At 61.0% G+C, this 18,200-nt stretch carries 12 protein-coding genes and 1 tRNA gene; 8 read left to right on the top strand and 5 right to left on the bottom strand.

Features of this window, described 5'->3' with window-relative positions; genetic code table 11:
• Nucleotides 1–3 precede the first annotated feature (3 nt).
• Both ACYQ2I_RS03600 and ACYQ2I_RS03595 read right to left on the bottom strand, forming a co-directional pair.
• The gene (locus ACYQ2I_RS03600) at nucleotides 4–207 is read right to left on the bottom strand and encodes a hypothetical protein (protein ID WP_460165625.1); all 204 of its coding nucleotides are present in this window, start codon (nucleotides 205–207) and stop codon (nucleotides 4–6) included.
• Entirely contained in the window at nucleotides 204–1,133 is a 930-nt protein-coding gene (locus ACYQ2I_RS03595; protein ID WP_460165624.1) for a tetratricopeptide repeat protein, read from the bottom strand. The genes ACYQ2I_RS03600 and ACYQ2I_RS03595 overlap by 4 nt, the downstream gene beginning before the upstream one ends.
• 371 nt (nucleotides 1,134–1,504) lie before the next feature.
• Between ACYQ2I_RS03595 and ACYQ2I_RS03590 the strand changes: the two genes are divergently transcribed.
• Complete coding sequence (locus ACYQ2I_RS03590; RefSeq protein WP_460165623.1) at nucleotides 1,505–4,105, top strand: HzsA-related protein; 2,601 nt, start codon at nucleotides 1,505–1,507, stop codon at nucleotides 4,103–4,105.
• Between the two features lie 133 nt (nucleotides 4,106–4,238).
• Complete coding sequence (locus tag ACYQ2I_RS03585) at nucleotides 4,239–6,068, top strand: hypothetical protein (protein WP_460165622.1); 1,830 nt, start codon at nucleotides 4,239–4,241, stop codon at nucleotides 6,066–6,068.
• 32 nt (nucleotides 6,069–6,100) lie between these two features.
• Here the strand turns inward: ACYQ2I_RS03585 and ACYQ2I_RS03580 are convergent.
• From ACYQ2I_RS03580 to ACYQ2I_RS03570, 3 genes are all read right to left on the bottom strand, one after another.
• Nucleotides 6,101–6,186, bottom strand: a tRNA-Leu gene (locus ACYQ2I_RS03580).
• Between the two features lie 43 nt (nucleotides 6,187–6,229).
• Nucleotides 6,230–7,801: a 2-isopropylmalate synthase gene (locus ACYQ2I_RS03575; RefSeq protein WP_460165621.1), complete on the bottom strand. Its 1,572-nt coding sequence runs from the start codon at nucleotides 7,799–7,801 to the stop codon at nucleotides 6,230–6,232.
• Nucleotides 7,802–8,393: 592 nt separating this feature from the next.
• Nucleotides 8,394–9,602 (bottom strand): hypothetical protein, encoded by a 1,209-nt coding sequence (locus ACYQ2I_RS03570; RefSeq protein ID WP_460165620.1) that lies wholly within the window; start codon nucleotides 9,600–9,602, stop codon nucleotides 8,394–8,396.
• 351 nt (nucleotides 9,603–9,953) lie between these two features.
• Here ACYQ2I_RS03570 and ACYQ2I_RS03565 point away from each other — a divergent pair, with 351 nt between their 5' ends.
• From ACYQ2I_RS03565 to dnaE, 6 genes are all read left to right on the top strand, one after another.
• The gene (locus ACYQ2I_RS03565; protein WP_460165619.1) at nucleotides 9,954–10,205 is read left to right on the top strand and encodes a hypothetical protein; all 252 of its coding nucleotides are present in this window, start codon (nucleotides 9,954–9,956) and stop codon (nucleotides 10,203–10,205) included.
• 189 nt (nucleotides 10,206–10,394) lie between these two features.
• Nucleotides 10,395–11,549: an L-threonylcarbamoyladenylate synthase gene (locus ACYQ2I_RS03560; protein ID WP_460165618.1), complete on the top strand. Its 1,155-nt coding sequence runs from the start codon at nucleotides 10,395–10,397 to the stop codon at nucleotides 11,547–11,549.
• 419 nt (nucleotides 11,550–11,968) lie between these two features.
• The gene (rpiB, locus tag ACYQ2I_RS03555) at nucleotides 11,969–12,448 is read left to right on the top strand and encodes a ribose 5-phosphate isomerase B (protein ID WP_460165617.1); all 480 of its coding nucleotides are present in this window, start codon (nucleotides 11,969–11,971) and stop codon (nucleotides 12,446–12,448) included.
• 322 nt (nucleotides 12,449–12,770) lie between these two features.
• Nucleotides 12,771–13,340 (top strand): hypothetical protein, encoded by a 570-nt coding sequence (locus tag ACYQ2I_RS03550; RefSeq protein ID WP_460165616.1) that lies wholly within the window; start codon nucleotides 12,771–12,773, stop codon nucleotides 13,338–13,340.
• Nucleotides 13,341–13,491: 151 nt separating this feature from the next.
• A complete protein-coding gene (locus ACYQ2I_RS03545) occupies nucleotides 13,492–14,247 on the top strand; it encodes an FHA domain-containing protein (RefSeq protein ID WP_460165615.1) in 756 nt (251 codons plus the stop codon).
• Nucleotides 14,248–14,544: 297 nt separating this feature from the next.
• Nucleotides 14,545–18,144 (top strand): DNA polymerase III subunit alpha, encoded by a 3,600-nt coding sequence (gene dnaE, locus ACYQ2I_RS03540; RefSeq protein WP_460165614.1) that lies wholly within the window; start codon nucleotides 14,545–14,547, stop codon nucleotides 18,142–18,144.
• Nucleotides 18,145–18,200: the final 56 nt, after the last annotated feature.

The following is an 18,200-nucleotide window of genomic DNA, read 5'->3' as shown; positions in this document are numbered from 1 at the left end:
GGTTCACCATCCTCGAACGAACGGCCGGGCCGAAGAATTACCGGCGGGCAGCGTGTTGCCGAAGGGAGACACCTGCCGTTTGTAATCTACATCACGCTTGCCGCCGATTCGGACGATTCCGGCCGTGATTCCCGGCGTTGAGGTCGAGACGCCTGCGGAACCGCCGCACACACCGCAAATTCCGCACAATCCGACCGGACGAATCACCGGACGGCGTTCCTTTGCGACTCGGGCGGCGATTGCAAATAACCGGCGGGCAGTACCGGCGCGATTTGTTGTTGAAGTTGCGCGATGCGTTCGTCGTTCGGGGATTTGGCGCGGGCGCGATCGACGGCCCATTTCGCGCCCCGGACGTCTCCTTCCGCCCAGCGGGCGGCGGCCAGCAGATAGAGCGTGTCGGCGTCGTCTCTTCCGCGTTCGACGGCTTTCGCCAGATGGGCGGCCGCCTCGTGATAGCGCCGACAGGCCAGGTACGTTCTCCCCAGGTCGTAAAGCAGATCGGGCGGCTCCTCACCACTGCGGTACGAGCGGGCAACCCGCTGCCGCGCCGCCAGCGCCATGTAGTTCTTGCCGAGCGCGTCGTACACCTCGGCGATTCGCAGGAGAATGTCGCGATTCTCCGGTTCGATACCCGCCGCTCGCTGCAAATCGGCCAAGGCGTCGTCGGTGCGTCCCAATGCATCGAGAAGCATCGCCCGCGTCGTCCACACGTCGGCCCGATTCGGATCGATCCGCGCCGCTTGCGACACGTGCCGATCGGCTTCCCGCAAATCTCCCAGGTCGATGAGATATTGGGCCAAGATCACGCGAAGCTCGGCGTTGTCGGGATCGAGGCGAACGGCCCTTTCCATGTGGGCGACGGCTTCACGCTTTTTGCCGCATTTCCACAATACGGCGGCATAATATCGGCGTGCCTCGGGATCGTTCGGGGCCTGTCGCAACGCCTCGGTCAACTGCCGGTCGGCTTCCTCCCAGTTGCCGCACTGCATGTCGATGAGGGCTTGTTGCGTCAATTGCCGGCTGAACTGCAAGGCCTTGGCGGCTTCGTCGTCTCGATGCAGCAAGCGGCATCCGCCGACAACCAGCACGCACAGCGCGCAGACCACGCCCGCGGGCAAGTGGAACGCGGACATCTTGTGCTGCTTGCTTCCGTGCATCGAATCGGCCGCGCAAGATCCTCATATGGCGACGAGCAGATCATCGGACAGCCGATGCCGCAACGCTCGCTCTCCTCCATGCGCCGACATGGACCGCACGTGGTATCGTACCAGCTTCTCGGATTCCCGACCAAGAGGAAAACATTCGCCATAAACCCGGCAATCTGCACAACATGCGCAAAGCCGACGCTCGACGCGACGTTTTTTCAATTTGCCGCACCCCGGAGTCGATCGCCTCGCGCGGCGTAATCGCCTGTCATCTCTATGACGAGGAAAGTAAAATTGGAAATGGTCTTCCCATCCTTAGGCTTTGCCCCGAAATGAACCCCCATTTTCCGAGGCTATTCATGCGTGCTGCACGCTTCATTCGGCTCGCGAACCGATCGGTACTTTCTTTCGGCATGTCGATCGCGGCGGCGGTCGGCGTTTTGTTTTCGGGATTTACGGGAAACGCCCGAGCCGCGCAACCGGCGGGAATCGATTCGTTGATTGCGGCGATCGATCACCTGGAAGCGAAATTCGGCAGCGACTATCCCCTTGCCGAGGCGTTTCGTTCTCGCGCCCGCGAGCTGGCCGAAAAGGCTGAACACGCTTCGAAGCAAAAGGCGGCGGCACTGCAAGAGTCGCTCCGCGAGCTGGCGTACGAAGCCTTGGTCAGAGAAAACCCGCTGGTCAATCGTGCGCCGATTCTGTTCGTCGTGCGGCAACAATACCTCAACGACCACCACAACACGGCGACGATGTTCCAAACCGGCGAAATCAATGAATCGAGCTTCCGCGGCGGCGGTGCGATGCGACTGTTGCACGTCGATACCGGCCGGGTCGAAACGTTGATCGAGCTTCCCGAGGGCGTCGTCCGCGATCCCGACGTCTCGTTCGACGGCCGCCGCATCCTGTTCTCGATGCGGCGGAACATCAAAGACGACTACCACATCTACGAGTTGACGTTGGGGGAAAACACACCGCGGCAACTGACGTTCGGCTCGGGCGTCAGCGACATCGATCCGATCTATCTACCCGACGGACGCATTTGCTTTACCGCGACCCGCGAACCGAAGTTTTGCATGTGCAATCGGCACATCATGGGCAACCTGTTCGTGATGAATGCCGACGGTTCGAACATCATCCAGATCGGTCGCAGTACGCTGCACGAAGGACACGCGGCGCTGCTGCCGGACGGCCGCATCTTGTACGACCGCTGGGAATACGTCGATCGCAATTTCGGCGATGCGCAAGGGTTGTGGACGGTGCGTCCCGACGGCACGAACCACGCACTGTTTTGGGGAAACAACACGAACTCGCCGGGCGGCGTGATCGACGCGCGACCGATTCCCGATTCGCCGCTGTTCGTTTCGGTGTTTACCTCGTGCCACGATCGTCCGTGGGGGGCGTTGGCGCTGGTCGATCGGCGTCTGGGTATGGACGGTCGCGAGCCGGTCGTCCGCACGTGGCCGCCCGAGGCGATCGACCTGGTCGGCGTCGGTAATTACGACACGTTCAAACGGTTGAAGATCAAGTACGAAGATCCCTATCCGCTGTCGGCCGAGTTCTTCCTGTGCTCGCGCATGACCGGCAACGGGGAAGAGATGGCCTTGTACTTGGTCGATGTATTCGGCAACGAGGTCCCCGTCTACCGAGAGGCCCCCGGCTGTTTCGATCCGATGCCGTTGGCACCGCGGACACGTCCGCCGGTGTTGCCGCCGACGCACGACCTCGCCGCCGAAGAAGGGTACTTCTACGTGGTCGACGTGTACCGCGGATTCGGCATGGATCGGATTCCGCGCGGCAGCATCAAGTATTTGCGCGTCGTCGAGTCGCCGGAGAAACGTTTTTGGACCAAACCTGCCTGGAACGGCGGAACGGGCCAACAAGCCCCCGGCATGGCGTGGGACGACTTCAACAACAAACGCATTCTCGGCACGGTACCCGTCGAAGAAGACGGCAGCGTCTACTTCGCCGTTCCTGCGTTGAAATACGTCTACTTCCAACTCGTCGACGACAAAGGCCGCATGGTGCAGTCGATGCGAAGCGGCACGATCGTGCAGCCCGGCGAGCGGATCGGGTGCGTCGGGTGTCACGAAGACCGCCGCGAGAGCGTGCTCACCGATCGACTGCCGTCGGCCATGCAGCGACCGCCGGAAAAACTCACGCCGTGGTACGGCCCGCCGCGAACGTTCAGCTATACCGCCGAAGTCCAACCGGTGTTCGATCGGCATTGCGTTCAATGCCACAACTATGACCGTCCGGCGGGCGATACGCTGAACCTGTGCGGTGATCTGAACCTGGTATTCAACATGTCGTACGTCGAATTGCGGCGCAAAGGCTATGTGAAGGTCGTCGGAGCAGGACCGGCGCAAACGCAACCGCCGCGCTCGTGGGGATCGCACGCCAGCCGGCTGGCCGAGGTCGTCCTCGAAGGCCACGGCGACCCGGCCGTCGACTCGCAAATTCACCTCACTGCCGAGGACATCGACCGCATTCTCACGTGGATCGACATCAACGCGCCGTATTATCCCGAGTATGCCGCGGGCGCATACGGCGATAACCCCTTCGGCCGATCGCCGCTGACGGCCGCCGAACTGCAACGGCTCGAACAACTCACCGGCGTGGCTGTCTCGAAAAATCCGTTTATCGACCAGGTCGATTTCACACGTCCCGAAAAGAGCCGTTGCCTGACGAAACTCGAACCGAGCGACGATCCCGATTCGCCGTATCAACAGGCACTCGCCTTGATCGAAGGAGGGCGGAACCGCCTGGCCGCCTCGCCGCGTCCCGATATGACGCCGGAATACCAATTGGCCGAAAGGGAACGCCTGCAACAGCAAAAGTACGATCGATTGCGGCAGATCGAAGAGGTCATGCGACGTGCGGCCGTCGACGGTCGCCGAATGCGTCTGCCCGCCGACATCGACGCTCCCGAGCTTCCGGCCGATGCCGTGGCGCCGTAGCCGAACGGCCGGACAGGCGGTTCGGCGATCGCGTTTTCCCTGTCGGCGTTTTTCGCGACGACCGTCTGCGAATTAGAATGGATTGGCCCCCTGCGTTTTCTTCGTATCGCCGACGCCTTACCGGAACTTCGCCATGCTTCGCCCCGCCGCCGTCGTGCTTTCAGGCCTGGTGGTCACCATTTCGTTGGGCGGTCCCACGGCAGCCGCCCCTCCGCAACCGGTCGAAACGACTCTCGGTGGCGCCGAACCGTTTCCTCGCCTGTTGTACACGTTCAACACGAACTTGCTGCTCGACACCGCCTTGCACGGAATCGGCTACGACAGCCCCGAGTTTCGGCGGCTGGTCGCGTCTATCGAGCCGGCAGGCCTGCGATTCCCCGGCGGCACGATCGCCAACAACTACCTTTGGCGTCAGGACGGGTTTTCGGATCCGGTCGGCGACCGAACGGGTTGGGCCCGCCGGCAATTGACGTTGTTCCGCGAGATCGGCCGCCCTTACGGGCTGCCGGGCTACATCGACACCTGCCGCCGGTTCAAATTCGAACCGATCTGGGTGTTGAACGTGTACGAAACGTCACCGGAAGATGCCGTCGCGTTGCTCGAACACTTGGCCGCCGAAGGCCTGCGTGTCCGGCGCATCGAGATGGGCAACGAACCGTACTGGGATCCTCGTTCGCTGATCAACGTGTGGCAGTACCTTCAGGCGTGCCGTCCCTTGGCCAAGGCCCTCAAGGCCCACGATCCGGCCATCGAAATCGGCGCGTGCTTCGGTCCCGTCCACAGCGAGACGACCGACTACCGGGCCAAGTGGAACGCCGTACTGGCGAAAGAAACGTGGTTCGACGCGATCGTGTACCACGAGTACTTCGGCGGACAAGGCATCGCGTTGGAAGCCGGAACCTCCCTTCCGGCAACGGCCCTGTTGCACCCCGAGGCGATGTTCGACGACGCCGTGGCCGAATTCGCTTCGCTGCTTCCGCACCGGCCCATCTGGTTCACCGAATGGAACCTGGGGCAAACGGCCCTGCGCCGATACAAGAATACCGGGGCCGAGCTCTTGTTCCTAGGAAGCGCGTTTTGCCGCTTGTTCGACCACCGCGACCGCATCACGGCGGCATGCTTCCATCAGATTTGGGGTGCGCCGTTCGGAACGGTTTCGTACGACAAAGAGTCCGGCACGGTCCGCCGCGCGGCCTCGTGGGATTTCTTTCGGTTGCTGGGCGCGACCATCGGCGACGCCGATCGCTTCGTGCCGGTGGAGTTCTCGTCGACGGCGCTTTGCGGATTCGCCGTCCGCGCCGACGAAGCGCTCCGGCTGTTCGTCGTCCATCGCGGGGGAGAACCGCTGCTGCTGCATTTGCCGCCGGAACTAGGGGATGCCGCGGTCACGTGCCTGCGATGTTCCGCCGAAGCCGTACTGCCGACGGACGTCTCCCGCCTGGAATCGGCCCGCGCGGCCGGCGACTACCTGCTCGTGCCCGCCGAGTCGATCTTGGCCGTCGGCGTTTCCTGCCCTCCGGACGATGCGCACACGGCGCGAAATCTGTTTCCGCACCGGCCGACGCTGCAACTTTGGTATCCGCCGTATGCGAAAGAACAGCCGCGCTTCGATGCCGACGGCGTCTATCGCCTCGACACGACCAAGCTCCAAGACGCCAAGCCGGTGGTGTTGACGATCGACTTGCAATCGCTCGAACTGGAGAAAGAGACGAGGTACGCGCTCACTTTCCAGGCGCGATGCGATCCGGCGGCGGGCATCGTGGTGAACGTTCCTCGCGAACCGTCGGCGGAAGCCGCTGGGCGTTTCTTCTCGTTGAACGACCGGTTTCAACCGATTTCGGTGGGATTCTCGATTCCCGAACACGCCGACACGCAGGCGGTGTCGATCGTCTTTCCCGATTCGACGCTCGCCCGCAAACCGACGATCGAATTCCGCGATTTCAGCCTCACGCGCGAGCCGTGACGTCCCGACACGGACGTTCCGATCGCGGGGAATAGCCGAGGCGGGGATCGAACCCGCACGGGCCTTCCGGCCCACAGGATTTTAAGTCCTGTGCGTCTGCCAATTCCGCCACTCGGCCTTACCGAAGCAACGCTTCGGCGTGACTTGGTACGTCGAGACGGTTACTCGACCTTGGCGACGGCCGTCCCGTTTTCGACGGCCAAAATGCGGTTGATCGCATTCAAAAACGCCTTGGCCGAAGCCTCGATGCTGTCGGTCGAAACACCGCGTCCGCGGTAAATCGTGCCTTTGTGTTCCAACTGAACTTGCACTTCGCCTTGGGCGTCTTTGCCCACGGTGACGCTATGCACGTTGAAATCGCGGCAGGTGACGCTCACCCCGGTCAGCTTTTCGATGGCCAGGAAGATCGCGTCGACGGGACCGTCTCCGCCGGCGAGCTCCGTTTGTTCCACTGTTTCGCCGCGACGGAGTTTCAGGGCAACTCTGGGCGTGCGGCCCAATCCGCAATCGAGCTGGTAATCTTCGAGGGTCCACACATCGGGGACGATCTGCGATTGCTGCTCGATCAGCGCCGCCAGGTCGCCGTCGTAGACTTCTTTCTTCTTGTCGGCGAGGACTTTGAACTGCTTGAAGACCTCGTCCAACTGTTCGGGCGTGAGTTCGTATCCCAGCGCCCTTGCGCGGGCGGCCAACGCGGCACGGCCGCTATGTTTGCCCAGCACGAGGTCGCTGTGGGTGAATCCGACATCCTCCGGCCGCATGATCTCGTAGGTCGAGCGTTCCTTGAGGATGCCGTCCTGATGAATGCCGGCTTCGTGCGCGAAGGCATTTTGACCGACGATCGCCTTGTTTCGCTGAACGTGCATGCCGGTGATGCCCGCCACCAGGCGGCTGGTCGGCACAAGGCGTTGACTGACTACGTTCGTATCGGCGTGGTATACATCCTGGCGCACGCGCAGGGCCATGACGACCTCTTCCAGGGCGCAGTTGCCCGCCCGCTCGCCGATACCGTTGATCGTACATTCGATCTGCCCGGCCCCGGCTTCGACCGCCGCCAAGCTGTTGGCGACGGCCATGCCCAGGTCGTTGTGACAGTGCACACTGATGACGGCCTTGTGGATATTCTTGACGCGTGCCCGCAGTGTCGAAATCACATGGTGCATGTGAGCGGGCGTCGCGTACCCGACCGTGTCGGGGATGTTCACCGTCGTCGCCCCCGCATCGATGGCGGCTTCGACGACTTGGCACAGGAAATCGAGTTCGGTGCGGGCGGCGTCTTCGGGCGAAAATTCGATGTTCGAGCAGTACGATGCAGCCCGCTTTACCCCGGCCACCGCGCGCTCGATGATTTCTTCCTTGCCCATCCGCAGCTTGTGTTCACGGTGAATGGCGCTGGTCGCCAAGAAGACGTGAATGCGCGGTTCTTCCGCCTTCTTCAGCGCTTCCCACGCGCGATCGATATCTTCGGGACGGCACCGCGCCAAACCGCAAACGACGACACCTTTGACCTGTTCCGAAACGGCCTTGACCGCTTCGAAGTCGCCGGGCGAGGCGATCGGAAACCCGGCTTCGATGACGTCGACGCCCAATTGCACGAGGGCCTGTGCCACCTCGAGCTTTTCGGCCAGGTTCATGCTGCAGCCGGGCGACTGTTCGCCGTCCCGCAGGGTTGTGTCGAAGATGACGATCCGACGGGGAGATTTGTCGAGAGCCGATGATGAACTGTTTGCCATGATCTGCCGCTGTCCTTCGAGGTCTGATTGTCGTCCGCGATCGCATGCCGAACCGCCGACAGGAAACTTCGAACTGCTTGACGGAATGCCGTGGTTCGCGATCGCGAGCGGTTTCTTGAATTACATCCACGTACCAACGCCCGAATGCCGACCCTTGGTCGGCGGAGGCAACACCAACCAGGCCCTCGTAGGACGGATGCGGCGAACGGAACGACGATCACAAATCATGGAAACAACCCAAAAACGAAAACCCGAGACCGGTTCAGGGCCTCGGGTTCGTTGATTTCTTTTTTGAATCAGTTGAAACGCTGCGCGAACCCATCGGCCCCTAGGGAAGGGGCAAAAGCAATAAACCCAAAAGGCCGCACAGCAAAATCTTCATCACGTCGATCACTTTGCGTCGTTTGTCACAAGCGTAAACACAACCCCCTAACTCTACTCCGCGTCCTTCAACCGGTCAAGACGCACACGTCCACGATGCCGCTGCCGCTCGCGAACCGGGGGTAATTCTCGCGACACGGTGCCGGACGAACATTGGAACAATGCCGTCACCCGGCGGCCGAACTATCCCGCTTGGTTACCAGCGATCGCCTTACATCGTTCTCCGTCGCCATCTCTGAGCCTTGCGTCGAAGGTGCCGCATGATACCGCCGACGGACAGACCGAGTCCCGCGGAACCCAAGAGCACGAAGAAACCGGGTTCCGGCACCTGAGAGCCGGGCGCCAACGACGCAATCCAAGGTTCCATACCGCCGGAAGGACCGGTCCCATACCCGACAATATACAAACCGTCCGGCGAAATATCGGTCGCGGCGATCAAGCGCCAACCATCCAGACTACTCTCCAAGCCATAGTCATTGATCAGGACGTCTTTCAATTTGCGCATTCCATGCACGTTATCCCAAATGGCAGCGTTGACTCCCTCGTCATCGGTACCAAACCCGACAATGATCGAACCGTCATTCGACGCATCTTGGGCGTAACTTCGAAACTCCCTCCCGGGGAAATCGCCCAATCCGACCATCCCCTCTGCTGCGGTCCAACGAAACGCCTCCTCACCGCTCGCGCTGTCGCTTTCGCCGACGACAACTAATCCGTTATCAGAAACGCCGTAGGCCCAACTGCCAAAGAGCCCGCCCTCCAGATCACCCAAGCCCACCATGCCGTCCGTAGATGTCCAGCGGAACGCCTCGCGTCCTGAAGCGCTGTGGCCGCCTCCGACAACCACCGCCCCATCAGCGGAAACGTCCTCGGCCATGCTGGCAACGTTTCCCCCAGGCAAATCGCCCAAGCCGATCATTCCGCCTTCGGCAGTCCAGCGAAACGCCTGCACATTCGAGTCGCTACGTCCAAACCCCACGATGACGGATCCGTCTGCGGATATCCCGTGAGCTTGACTGGAAAAGGCTCCCCCCGGAAGATCGCCTATCCCAGCCATGCCGTCGGCAACCGTCCAGCGGAACGCCTCGTAGTCGTCACTACTCCGCTCGCTGGAGCTTGCTCCGACTACGACCTCCCCGTCGGCCGAAACCGCGCTGGCAAAGCTGTCAAAAACCCCTTCAGGAAGGTCACCCAGCAACTCAATGCCGTGTGCGGCGGTCCAGCGAAAGCCTTGCGGGCCGGGAAGGCCCAAATGTCTACCGACAACGACAGATCCGTCGCTTGAAACGCCGTAGGCGTGCCCAGACCCTCCCAAGCCGGTAAACATTGCGGCTGGGGCCGACAAGCAAACCGCCATCGCCAATCCAAAGCTGAGAAACGCCGCAGCACGGCCCCAGCCGAGAATCGAAAGCAAAGCCATGAGGCACCCCAATCGATACAGTTGAGAGGATGCGTCTCGGGACCACGTGATTTTTCAGCCCACTCGTGCCCCACGGCAGACCACCAATACCTTACCTAATCCCAAAAATTCTTTGATCAACCCCCTAAAAGAAGTAGCCCACTAAGCCGTAGGGCGCACGGCATAATCGGCACATGTCATTTTCTTCCGAAGCTTCGCCGAAAACTCGGCCGATTTCCCCAAGGGCAAGTTGCCTTGCGACGGTGCCGAAGAAGCGGTGCCGCTAGGCTTTATCAGGAAACCTCTCTTGGCTCGATGCCGACCGATTTGCTAAGGCGTGATCGGTATCGAGCGTCATGTGTTGGAGACTTCGTGGGCCGCGTCATGCCGGGAGAACATCTCGATTTATCGAGCGAGCCGGAATACGTGTCGGGTGAAACCGGGCGTCGAGAAGGGTTGCGACGCTTTCTCGGCATTCACTTCGCCTGCTGCGACGTGTACGTTCGCATCTACTTGAATGCCAAAGGCACCGCTTACGAAGGGCGCTGTCCGCGGTGTTGCCGCCCCGTTCGTATCCGCGTCGGCGAAAACGGCACCAGTGCCCGATTCTTCACCGCCTACTGATCTCGTGTGCCGCACGGCGGAGGGTCGCGGCCTTTGCGATTCGCCGCGATCGTGTGGTAATCCCGCCTCTATCGCCATATCTCGGTCGATCGGCTATGATCGCCTGTTGGGCTTGCGTATTCCAATCGACTCGAGGTAGACATTCAGCGGACGGCCGCAGGCCGATTCTTGCCCGGTTTAGGAGCGATCATGCAGCGACCGGTCATCATCGACTTGGACAAGACCGACGATCCCCGCGATGTCGTCCACCGAACCGTGGAGGCATTGGTCGAAGGCAAGCTGGTCGTCATTCCTACCGAAACAGTGTACGGGCTGGCCGCCTCGGCCTTGTCGCCGGAGGCCGTCGAACGCATCGTGGAAATCAAAGGCCGCGACGCGCACCATCCCTTCGCCTTGGCGGTGCGGAGTGCCGACGTCGTGGGCGACTTCATCCCCGATCTGCCGCCGCTGGGCGAACGCCTGGCACGGCGTGCCTTCCCCGGTCCGGTGACGCTGGTGTTCGAGACCGATCATCCCGACAGCCTCGTGCAGCGTTTGCCCGAACGTGTCATCCCTCGCGTGCGTCCGCACAATACGATCGGGTTTCGCGTGCCGGATCATCCCGTGGCCTTGGATATCCTCGAACTGTTGCCCGGGCCGCTGGTGCTCACCAGCGTCAACAAGTCGGGCGAACCGCCGGCTCGCTCGGCCGAAGAAGTGGATGCCGCCCTGGGCGAGTCGATCGACATCATCCTGGACGACGGGCCATGTCGGTACGGCGAGCCTTCGTCGGTCGTCAAAATCACCCGCAACGGCCGCTTGGAGATTCTGCGGGCCGGGGCCGTCAACGAAGCGACGCTCAAGCGACTGTCGGCCGTGGTGATCTTATTCGTGTGCACCGGAAATACCTGTCGTAGCCCGATGGCCGAGGTCTTGTGCCGCCACAAATTGGGCGAAAAGTTGGGGGTTCCCCCCGATAAGCTGGACGAGCACGGCGTCATCGTGATGTCCGCCGGATTGTCGGCCTTCCCCGGCGGCGCAGCCAGTCCCGAGGCCGTCGAGGTACTGGCCGAGCGCGGTCTCTCGCTCGAATCGCACATGTCGCAGCAGGCCGGTGACGCCCTGATCCGCTATTGCGATCGCATTTACACGATGACTCGATCCCATCGACAGGCGATCATCCAGCATTGGCCCGAAGTAGAGGCGCGCGTCTCCGTGCTCGCCCCGGACGGATCCGACATCTGCGATCCGATCGGCGGCTCGAAAGAGGTATACCGGCAATGTGCCGATCAGATCGATCGGGCGCTCGAGCAACGACTCGGCGAGCTTCTCGATATTATCGAAGCTCCCGACCCAAACTACTGAATCCAAAAGAATTGCGTCGCCACGGCTGTTTCCCCCCTTGTGATCGTTCGGGTTGCGCGTACAATTCCATGCCTTGCGGCGGCAACGGATCCCCTCGCGAGACTAGGCGGCGCATACCCCCGGGATGGGTGATTCTTGCGTCGTAAAAGCGTGCGGCAGTATCATCGATTCGTTTACAGCAGGCGCGTCGGCTCGCGTTCGAACAGACGAACCCGCCCCCGCACGCTGTTGTCAGACAGTGCGGTTGCGGATGCGGAATCGCAGTGATCTCCGGATCGTTTCGAGGCGAATCGCGACCGACCGCAACGTCATGTCCATTAGGAATGACGGCGAAACCGACGGACCGCGGGCCTGTCGGTGCCGAAAACTGGTTCAACGGCAGCTCCTGTGTGAGCAACTGCCTCCGGGTAACGACACAAATGCGCATAGCCATCGGAAGTGATCATCGCGGTTTCGAAGTTCGTAATCGTCTGGCCAAGTTCGTCGAATCGCTGGGCCACGAAGTCGAGTTGTTCGGCGGCGACGACGAAACGCCGGTCGACTATCCCGACGTCGCCGAAACCGTGGCGCGAAAAGTGGTCGCCGGAGAATTCGATCGCGGTATCCTTCTGTGCGGTACCGGGTTGGGCATGTCGATTGCCGCGAACAAGATTCCCGGCGTGCGGGCGGCTGCCTGTCACGATCAGTTGACCGCCGAGATGAGCCGTCGCCACAACGATGCCAACGTGCTGTGCATGTCGGCCGAGCTGCTCGGAGAACGCCTGATGAACGAAGTCGTTCGTATCTGGTTGACGACCGACTTCGAAGGCGGACGCCACGCCCGGCGTGTCGAGAAGATCGCGGCCATCGAGCGGGCCGTTCAAGAAGAGAACTGCTCGAAGCCCACAAAATCGACGTGATCGTTACACAAAGGCCCGACTGCCGGGTTGTCGCTTTCTCTCCTCCTTCACGCCGATCCCCCATCGGAGCGATGCGAACGGCGGAAGTTTTGCGCGTTGTTCCGGCTGTGTTGACGGCGAATTCCAGATTTCACCGAAATCGGTCGGTTTTGCTTATTGCGGCTAAAGTCGGCCTTGGTACAGTCGAATCTTAGGGGTTGCGAAACACCATCCCCAATGACGGACCAAGCGTGATCGAGCGGTGCCTTCTGCGTGGGAATGCGCGCTCGATTCGCACGTGCAATTGGCTTTTGTCTTGCCGCGTTCGAGGACTGCACCGCCGATGGGAGAAACCGGTCGACACCACACCGACGACATCGATCTCTTGCTACGGAACGCCGAGTTGCGGACCGAGCTGGAGCCGTACTACGACGACTCGATCAGCCGCGTGAACATCCACCGTCTTCCCTTGGCGGCCGAGAACGAATATTTGGCATCGATGCTGGCCTGGGAAATGGCCCCCGTCTTGCCGATTTATCGTTGGTTCGAGCCGGAGCTTCGCCTGCCGCGGCCTGAAGTCCTCAGCGACGACGAGGTACGCGAAATCCTCGACGACGTGATCCAAAAGCTCTTTGAGAAGCGGATCGTCCTGGAATTCACCGATCATCTGAGCGATCGCGAGCTGTATCGGCTGATTTACCGCGACATTCTGCCGTCGCGCGAAAAGAAACTCGACCTTGGAAACAACTACCTGCATTGGGACTGCGCGTTCGCGAACGGCGATCCCGAAGTTTGGCTGCGATACTACGCCAGCGAAGAAGAGCGACAGGCCTGGGCGACGATGTACAAACAGCCGCTGCCGCCGCGGGAAGAGCCTCCGTATCGCCGTAATCTGCCGAAGGCGCCGCTATAATTCGGTGAACCGGCCGGTAGTCGCGCGTCGTCCCGTATTCCCCGCAGGCCGGGTGCCGGAGCGATCCCGAGGAATCGGCTTCTTCGAGGTCGGATTGTCGCGCAACTTGACCGTTACGGTCTCCAGATGCTACAACCCGAAGGGGCAAGGGGTGTCGCGGAACCCACCCCGCACCGGGCCGCCGTTTTTCGTCCGCTTCCACCGCCACTCGACTCCGGTCTCGATCATGGCCTTGGTTACCTTGCGTGTTCTCGACGGTGCGGATCAGGGCAAGACCTTCGAGAATTTGCCCACACCGATCACCATCGGCCGGGAAGACGGCAACGTGATCCAACTCAACGATGAGCGCGTCAGCCGGTATCACGCGAAGATTCTCGAAGATCAAGGACGCCTGGTCATCACCGACCTGGCCAGCACGAACGGCACCAAGGTCAACGGCGAAAGCATCCAGGTAGCCTTGATTCGGCCGGGCGATTTGATCGGCATCGGCCGATCGACGATTCTGGTCGGCTCGCGGGACGATATCGCTCGACGTCTGGCCCAACTTCGAGAACTCGACTCGTCGATCGACGAGGAAGCTGAGCTGTTCGGCGGCGACCCTTCGGCCGCGACGAACGAACTCGACCTGGAGCTGGCGTGGGAAGCACACGCCGAGGCATTGAGCCCGCTCCAGCTCCGCAATCCGCCGGAGTTGCCGCCGCGCCTGTCGCCGGGCCAGGCCGCCCAACTGTGCGAGGTCTTTCAGTACCTGCACGCGAAGGTTCGCCGGCTCGTCCGCTCGGCCGATATCTCGCGGAACGGCCGCACCATCACCATCGGCGAGCGGGAATGGCAGAATCTGCTCGACCTTTACGATCGACTGGCAAACTATTTGCGACAAATCGGCAATCCTGACGATAGCCCCTGATCCGCAAATCGTTCGCCGTCCTTTCGATCCTTCCCCTCGGCTTCATGCCTGTGCCGAGGGGGCCAAAGCCTCCGGGTCGGTTGTTGTGTAGGCACTGCTTGCGCGAGTACAATTCCATGTCGCCGTGCCGAACCTGTTGAGGTTTCGCCCGGCATTCGCAAGTCTTCTTATCTCCTCCAATTGCCGCAGACTGCCGATATTTCACATCGAGTGTCGCATCCCGCGGGCAAGAATACGCAAGTTGGGGGAAACCTAGCCGAGTTTCGACTCGTTGACCATACATTCGGGGAATCAAGGATGAGCTCACGGCCCTTCGTCCACCTGCATTGCCACAGCCACTACAGTCTTCTCGACGGTGCCGGAACGATCGATCGGTTGCTTGAACGGGCGAAACAGCAATCGATGAACGCCCTTGCTCTGACCGATCACGGCAACCTGTTCGGGGCCCTCGAGTTCTATCAAAAAGCCAACAATCTCGGCATCAAGCCGATCATCGGTTACGAGGCCTACGTTGCGCCTGAAAGCCGGTTCCAGAAGAGCGCCTCGAGCATGAAAGAGGCCAGCTACCATCTGACCTTGTTGGCGATGAATCGAACCGGCTTCAAGAATCTGTTGCGTTTGGCCAGCGCTGCGTTCCTGGAGGGCTATTACTATCGTCCCCGCATCGATAAAGAATTGCTCGCCGAATACAACGAAGGCTTGATTTGCCTGTCGGGCTGTGCATCGAGTGAGTTCAACCGTGCCCTGTTGAGCAAGGCCGATCTCGACGTCAAGAAGGCCCAGCAAATCGCCGACTGGTTCCGCAGCATCTTCGGAGATCGCTATTTCATCGAAATCCAAAACAACGGCCTCGACATCCAGCGGTTGGCCACCGAAGGCGCCGTCGACGTGGCCAAAAAGATGGGCATTCCGTTGGTGGCCACCAGCGACGTTCATTACGTCAACCCCGAAGATGCCGAAGCGCAAGACATCCTCTTGTGCGTGAACACGGGAAAGTTCCGCACCGATCAAAACCGCATGCGGATGGAAACCAGCGAGTTCTATCTGCGCGGTCCGGAAGAAATGTACGCGGCATTCTCCGGGTTGGAAGACGCCGTGCAGCGAAGCCAAGAGATCGCCGACATGGTCGATATCGACCTGGAACTCGGCGTGCGGCACTTCCCGGTATACACCCCGCCCGACGGCAAGAGTTCCGAAGAATTCCTCCGCGAGCTGTGCATCGAGGGGCTGAAAAAGCGTTACGCAAACGATCCCCGGCGTTGCAAGAACGGCGAGTTGGCTCCCGAGGTAATGGAGCGGCTGAACAAAGAGCTGTCGGTCATCAACAAGCTGGGATTCCCGAACTACTTCTTGATCGTTTGGGACTTCGTGAATTTTGCGCGGTCGCGGGGCATCGAGGCCACCGCCCGCGGTTCCGGCGTGGGATCGCTGGTGTGCTACGCTTTGTTCCTCAGCCACGTTTGCCCGCTGGAATACGACCTGCTGTTCGAACGGTTTCTCGACGAAAACCGCCGCGAGGCCCCCGATATCGATATCGACTTTTGCCAGCAGCGCCGCGGCGAGGTCATTCAGTACGTCAAGGAGAAATACGGGCACGATACGGTGGCCCAAATCGGCACGTTCGGCACGATGGCCGCGCGGGCGGCGATCCGCGACGTGGGCCGCGTGTTGGGGTTGCCGATCGCGTTCGTCAACGAGGTCACCGCCAAGGTCCCCGAGGGACCGAAGGTCACGCTCAAGAAAGCGTTGGAAGAAAGCCCCGATCTGCGGAAGATGTACGAGTCGAATCCGCAAGTGCGGGAATTGCTCGACTACGCGAAGCAGATCGAAGGTCTCGCCCGCAACGTCGGTACCCACGCGGCGGCCGTAGTGATCGGCGATCGCCCGTTGGTCGAATACGTTCCGCTTCAACACGTGCCGGGCAAAGAAGAAGTCATCACCCAGTGGTCGATGGGCGACGTCGAACGCGCCGGGCTGCTGAAGATGGACTTCCTCGGTTTGCGGAACCTGACCATCCTTTCGAAGGTCATGGATCTGATCGAGCAGACCACCGGCGAACGCATCGACCCGTATTCGCTCCCGTTGGACGACAAAGAAACCTACGCCCTGCTCTGCCGCGGCGAGACCAAGGGGGTGTTCCAGCTCGAAAGCGGCGGCATCCGCGAACTCCTCCAGCGGATGAAGCCCGACAACATCCGCGATGTGATCGCCGTCAACGCGCTGTATCGCCCCGGACCGCTTGAAGGCGGCATGGTCGACGACTACATCGAGGTCAAGCACGGCCGGAAAGAGGCGGTCTATCCGCACCCGGTCATGAAAGAAATCCTCGAAGAAACGCACGGGGTGATGGTGTACCAAGAGCAGGTGATGCGGATTCTCAATCGCCTCGGCGGCATCCCGCTGGCCGCCGCCTACACCTGCATCAAGGCGATCAGCAAGAAAAAGCTGGAAATCATCGCCAAGAACCGCGAACAGTTCCTCAAGGGTGCACAGGAAAACGGACTCGACGAAAAGAAGGCCGCGCACCTTTGGGAGATGATCGAAAAGTTCGCCGGATACGGGTTCAACAAGAGTCACTCGACGGCCTATGCACGCATCGCGTACATCACCGCGTACTTGAAGACACATTATCCCGTCGAGTTCATGGCGGCGTTGCTTTCGAGCGATATCTCGAACCGCAACTTCACGAAAAAAGATTCGCTGGTCGAGCATCTGGAAGACTGCCAGCGGATGAACATCGAGGTCCTGCCGCCCGACGTCAACCGGTCGCACGTCGATTTCGCGGTGCAAGACGGAAAAATCCTGTTCGGGCTTTCGGCCATCAAGGGTTGCGGCGGCGCCGCGGCCGAATCCCTCGTCGCCGAGCGGGAAAAGAACGGTCCCTACACCGACATCTTCGATTTCTGCGAGCGGGTCGATCCGGCGGCGGTCAACCGATCGGCAATCGAATCGTTGATCAAGGCGGGGGCATTCGACAGTCTCGGCGGGAATCGAGCCCAATACATGGCCGTCCTCGATCGGGCGATCCAAGCCGGCGCTTCGGCGGCCGCCGACAAACGGCGAGGACAACGCAGTTTGTTCGAATTGCAGGATGAAGAAGATCAGCCGAATGACACCCGCGTGACACTACCCGACATCCCCGAATGGGAAGAACGCGAAAAACTCGCCCGCGAAAAAGAAGTCCTCGGCTTCTACCTGACCAGTCACCCGCTGCAACAGTACGCGAAGGTTCTCGAACAGTACGTATCGCAGACGACCGCCGACTTGGCCGTCTTGTCGCACGGCAGCGAAGTCGCCTTGGGGGGGATGATTTCGGCAATCAACGTCAAGCATGTCCGCAAACCGCGTGAAGACGGCCTGACCAAGTTCGGCATGTTCGACCTGGAAGACACCACCGGGATCGTGCGCTGCATCATGTGGCCGCCCGTCTACGCCCAGTTCGGCCACCTCTTGCAAGACGACGCCGTCTTGGTCGCCTTGGGAACGGTCGAAAAACGAGGCACCGGCGACGAGGCCGTTTTGATCGTCAAGGAACTGATCCCCTTGCAGGACTTGCCCGCCCGCTTCACCCGCGGTATCGCCGTACGAATTCGCGAGGGCGTCCACTCGACCGAAACGGTCGATCGGCTGTATGAGATCCTGCGCGGCTACGAGGGCACCTGCGAGCTGCAATTGGCGATTTTGCTGGCGGACGGTCACGTCATCACGATGACCTGCGACGAATTCAAGGTCTCCATTTCGCCGGAGATGCGGCGGCGCGTCGAGGAACTCCTCGGTCCCGGCAGCGTGCGGATGCTTGCCATGAGCGTCGGCGGTAACGGGCGAAGCAACGGCCGTTCGGGGCGAAACGGGAACGGCAGACCGGCCTTTGCCCAACGCGGCGCGGGACGCAATTGAGCGGGGACGAGCACATCCGCCCCCGCTTGTTCCTTCCGATCCCGACCTCGACAATC

This window comes from Thermostilla marina, from assembly GCF_054657455.1.
Note: the sequence above shows the minus strand (reverse complement) of the source record. Positions and strands in the feature narration are given on the sequence as shown.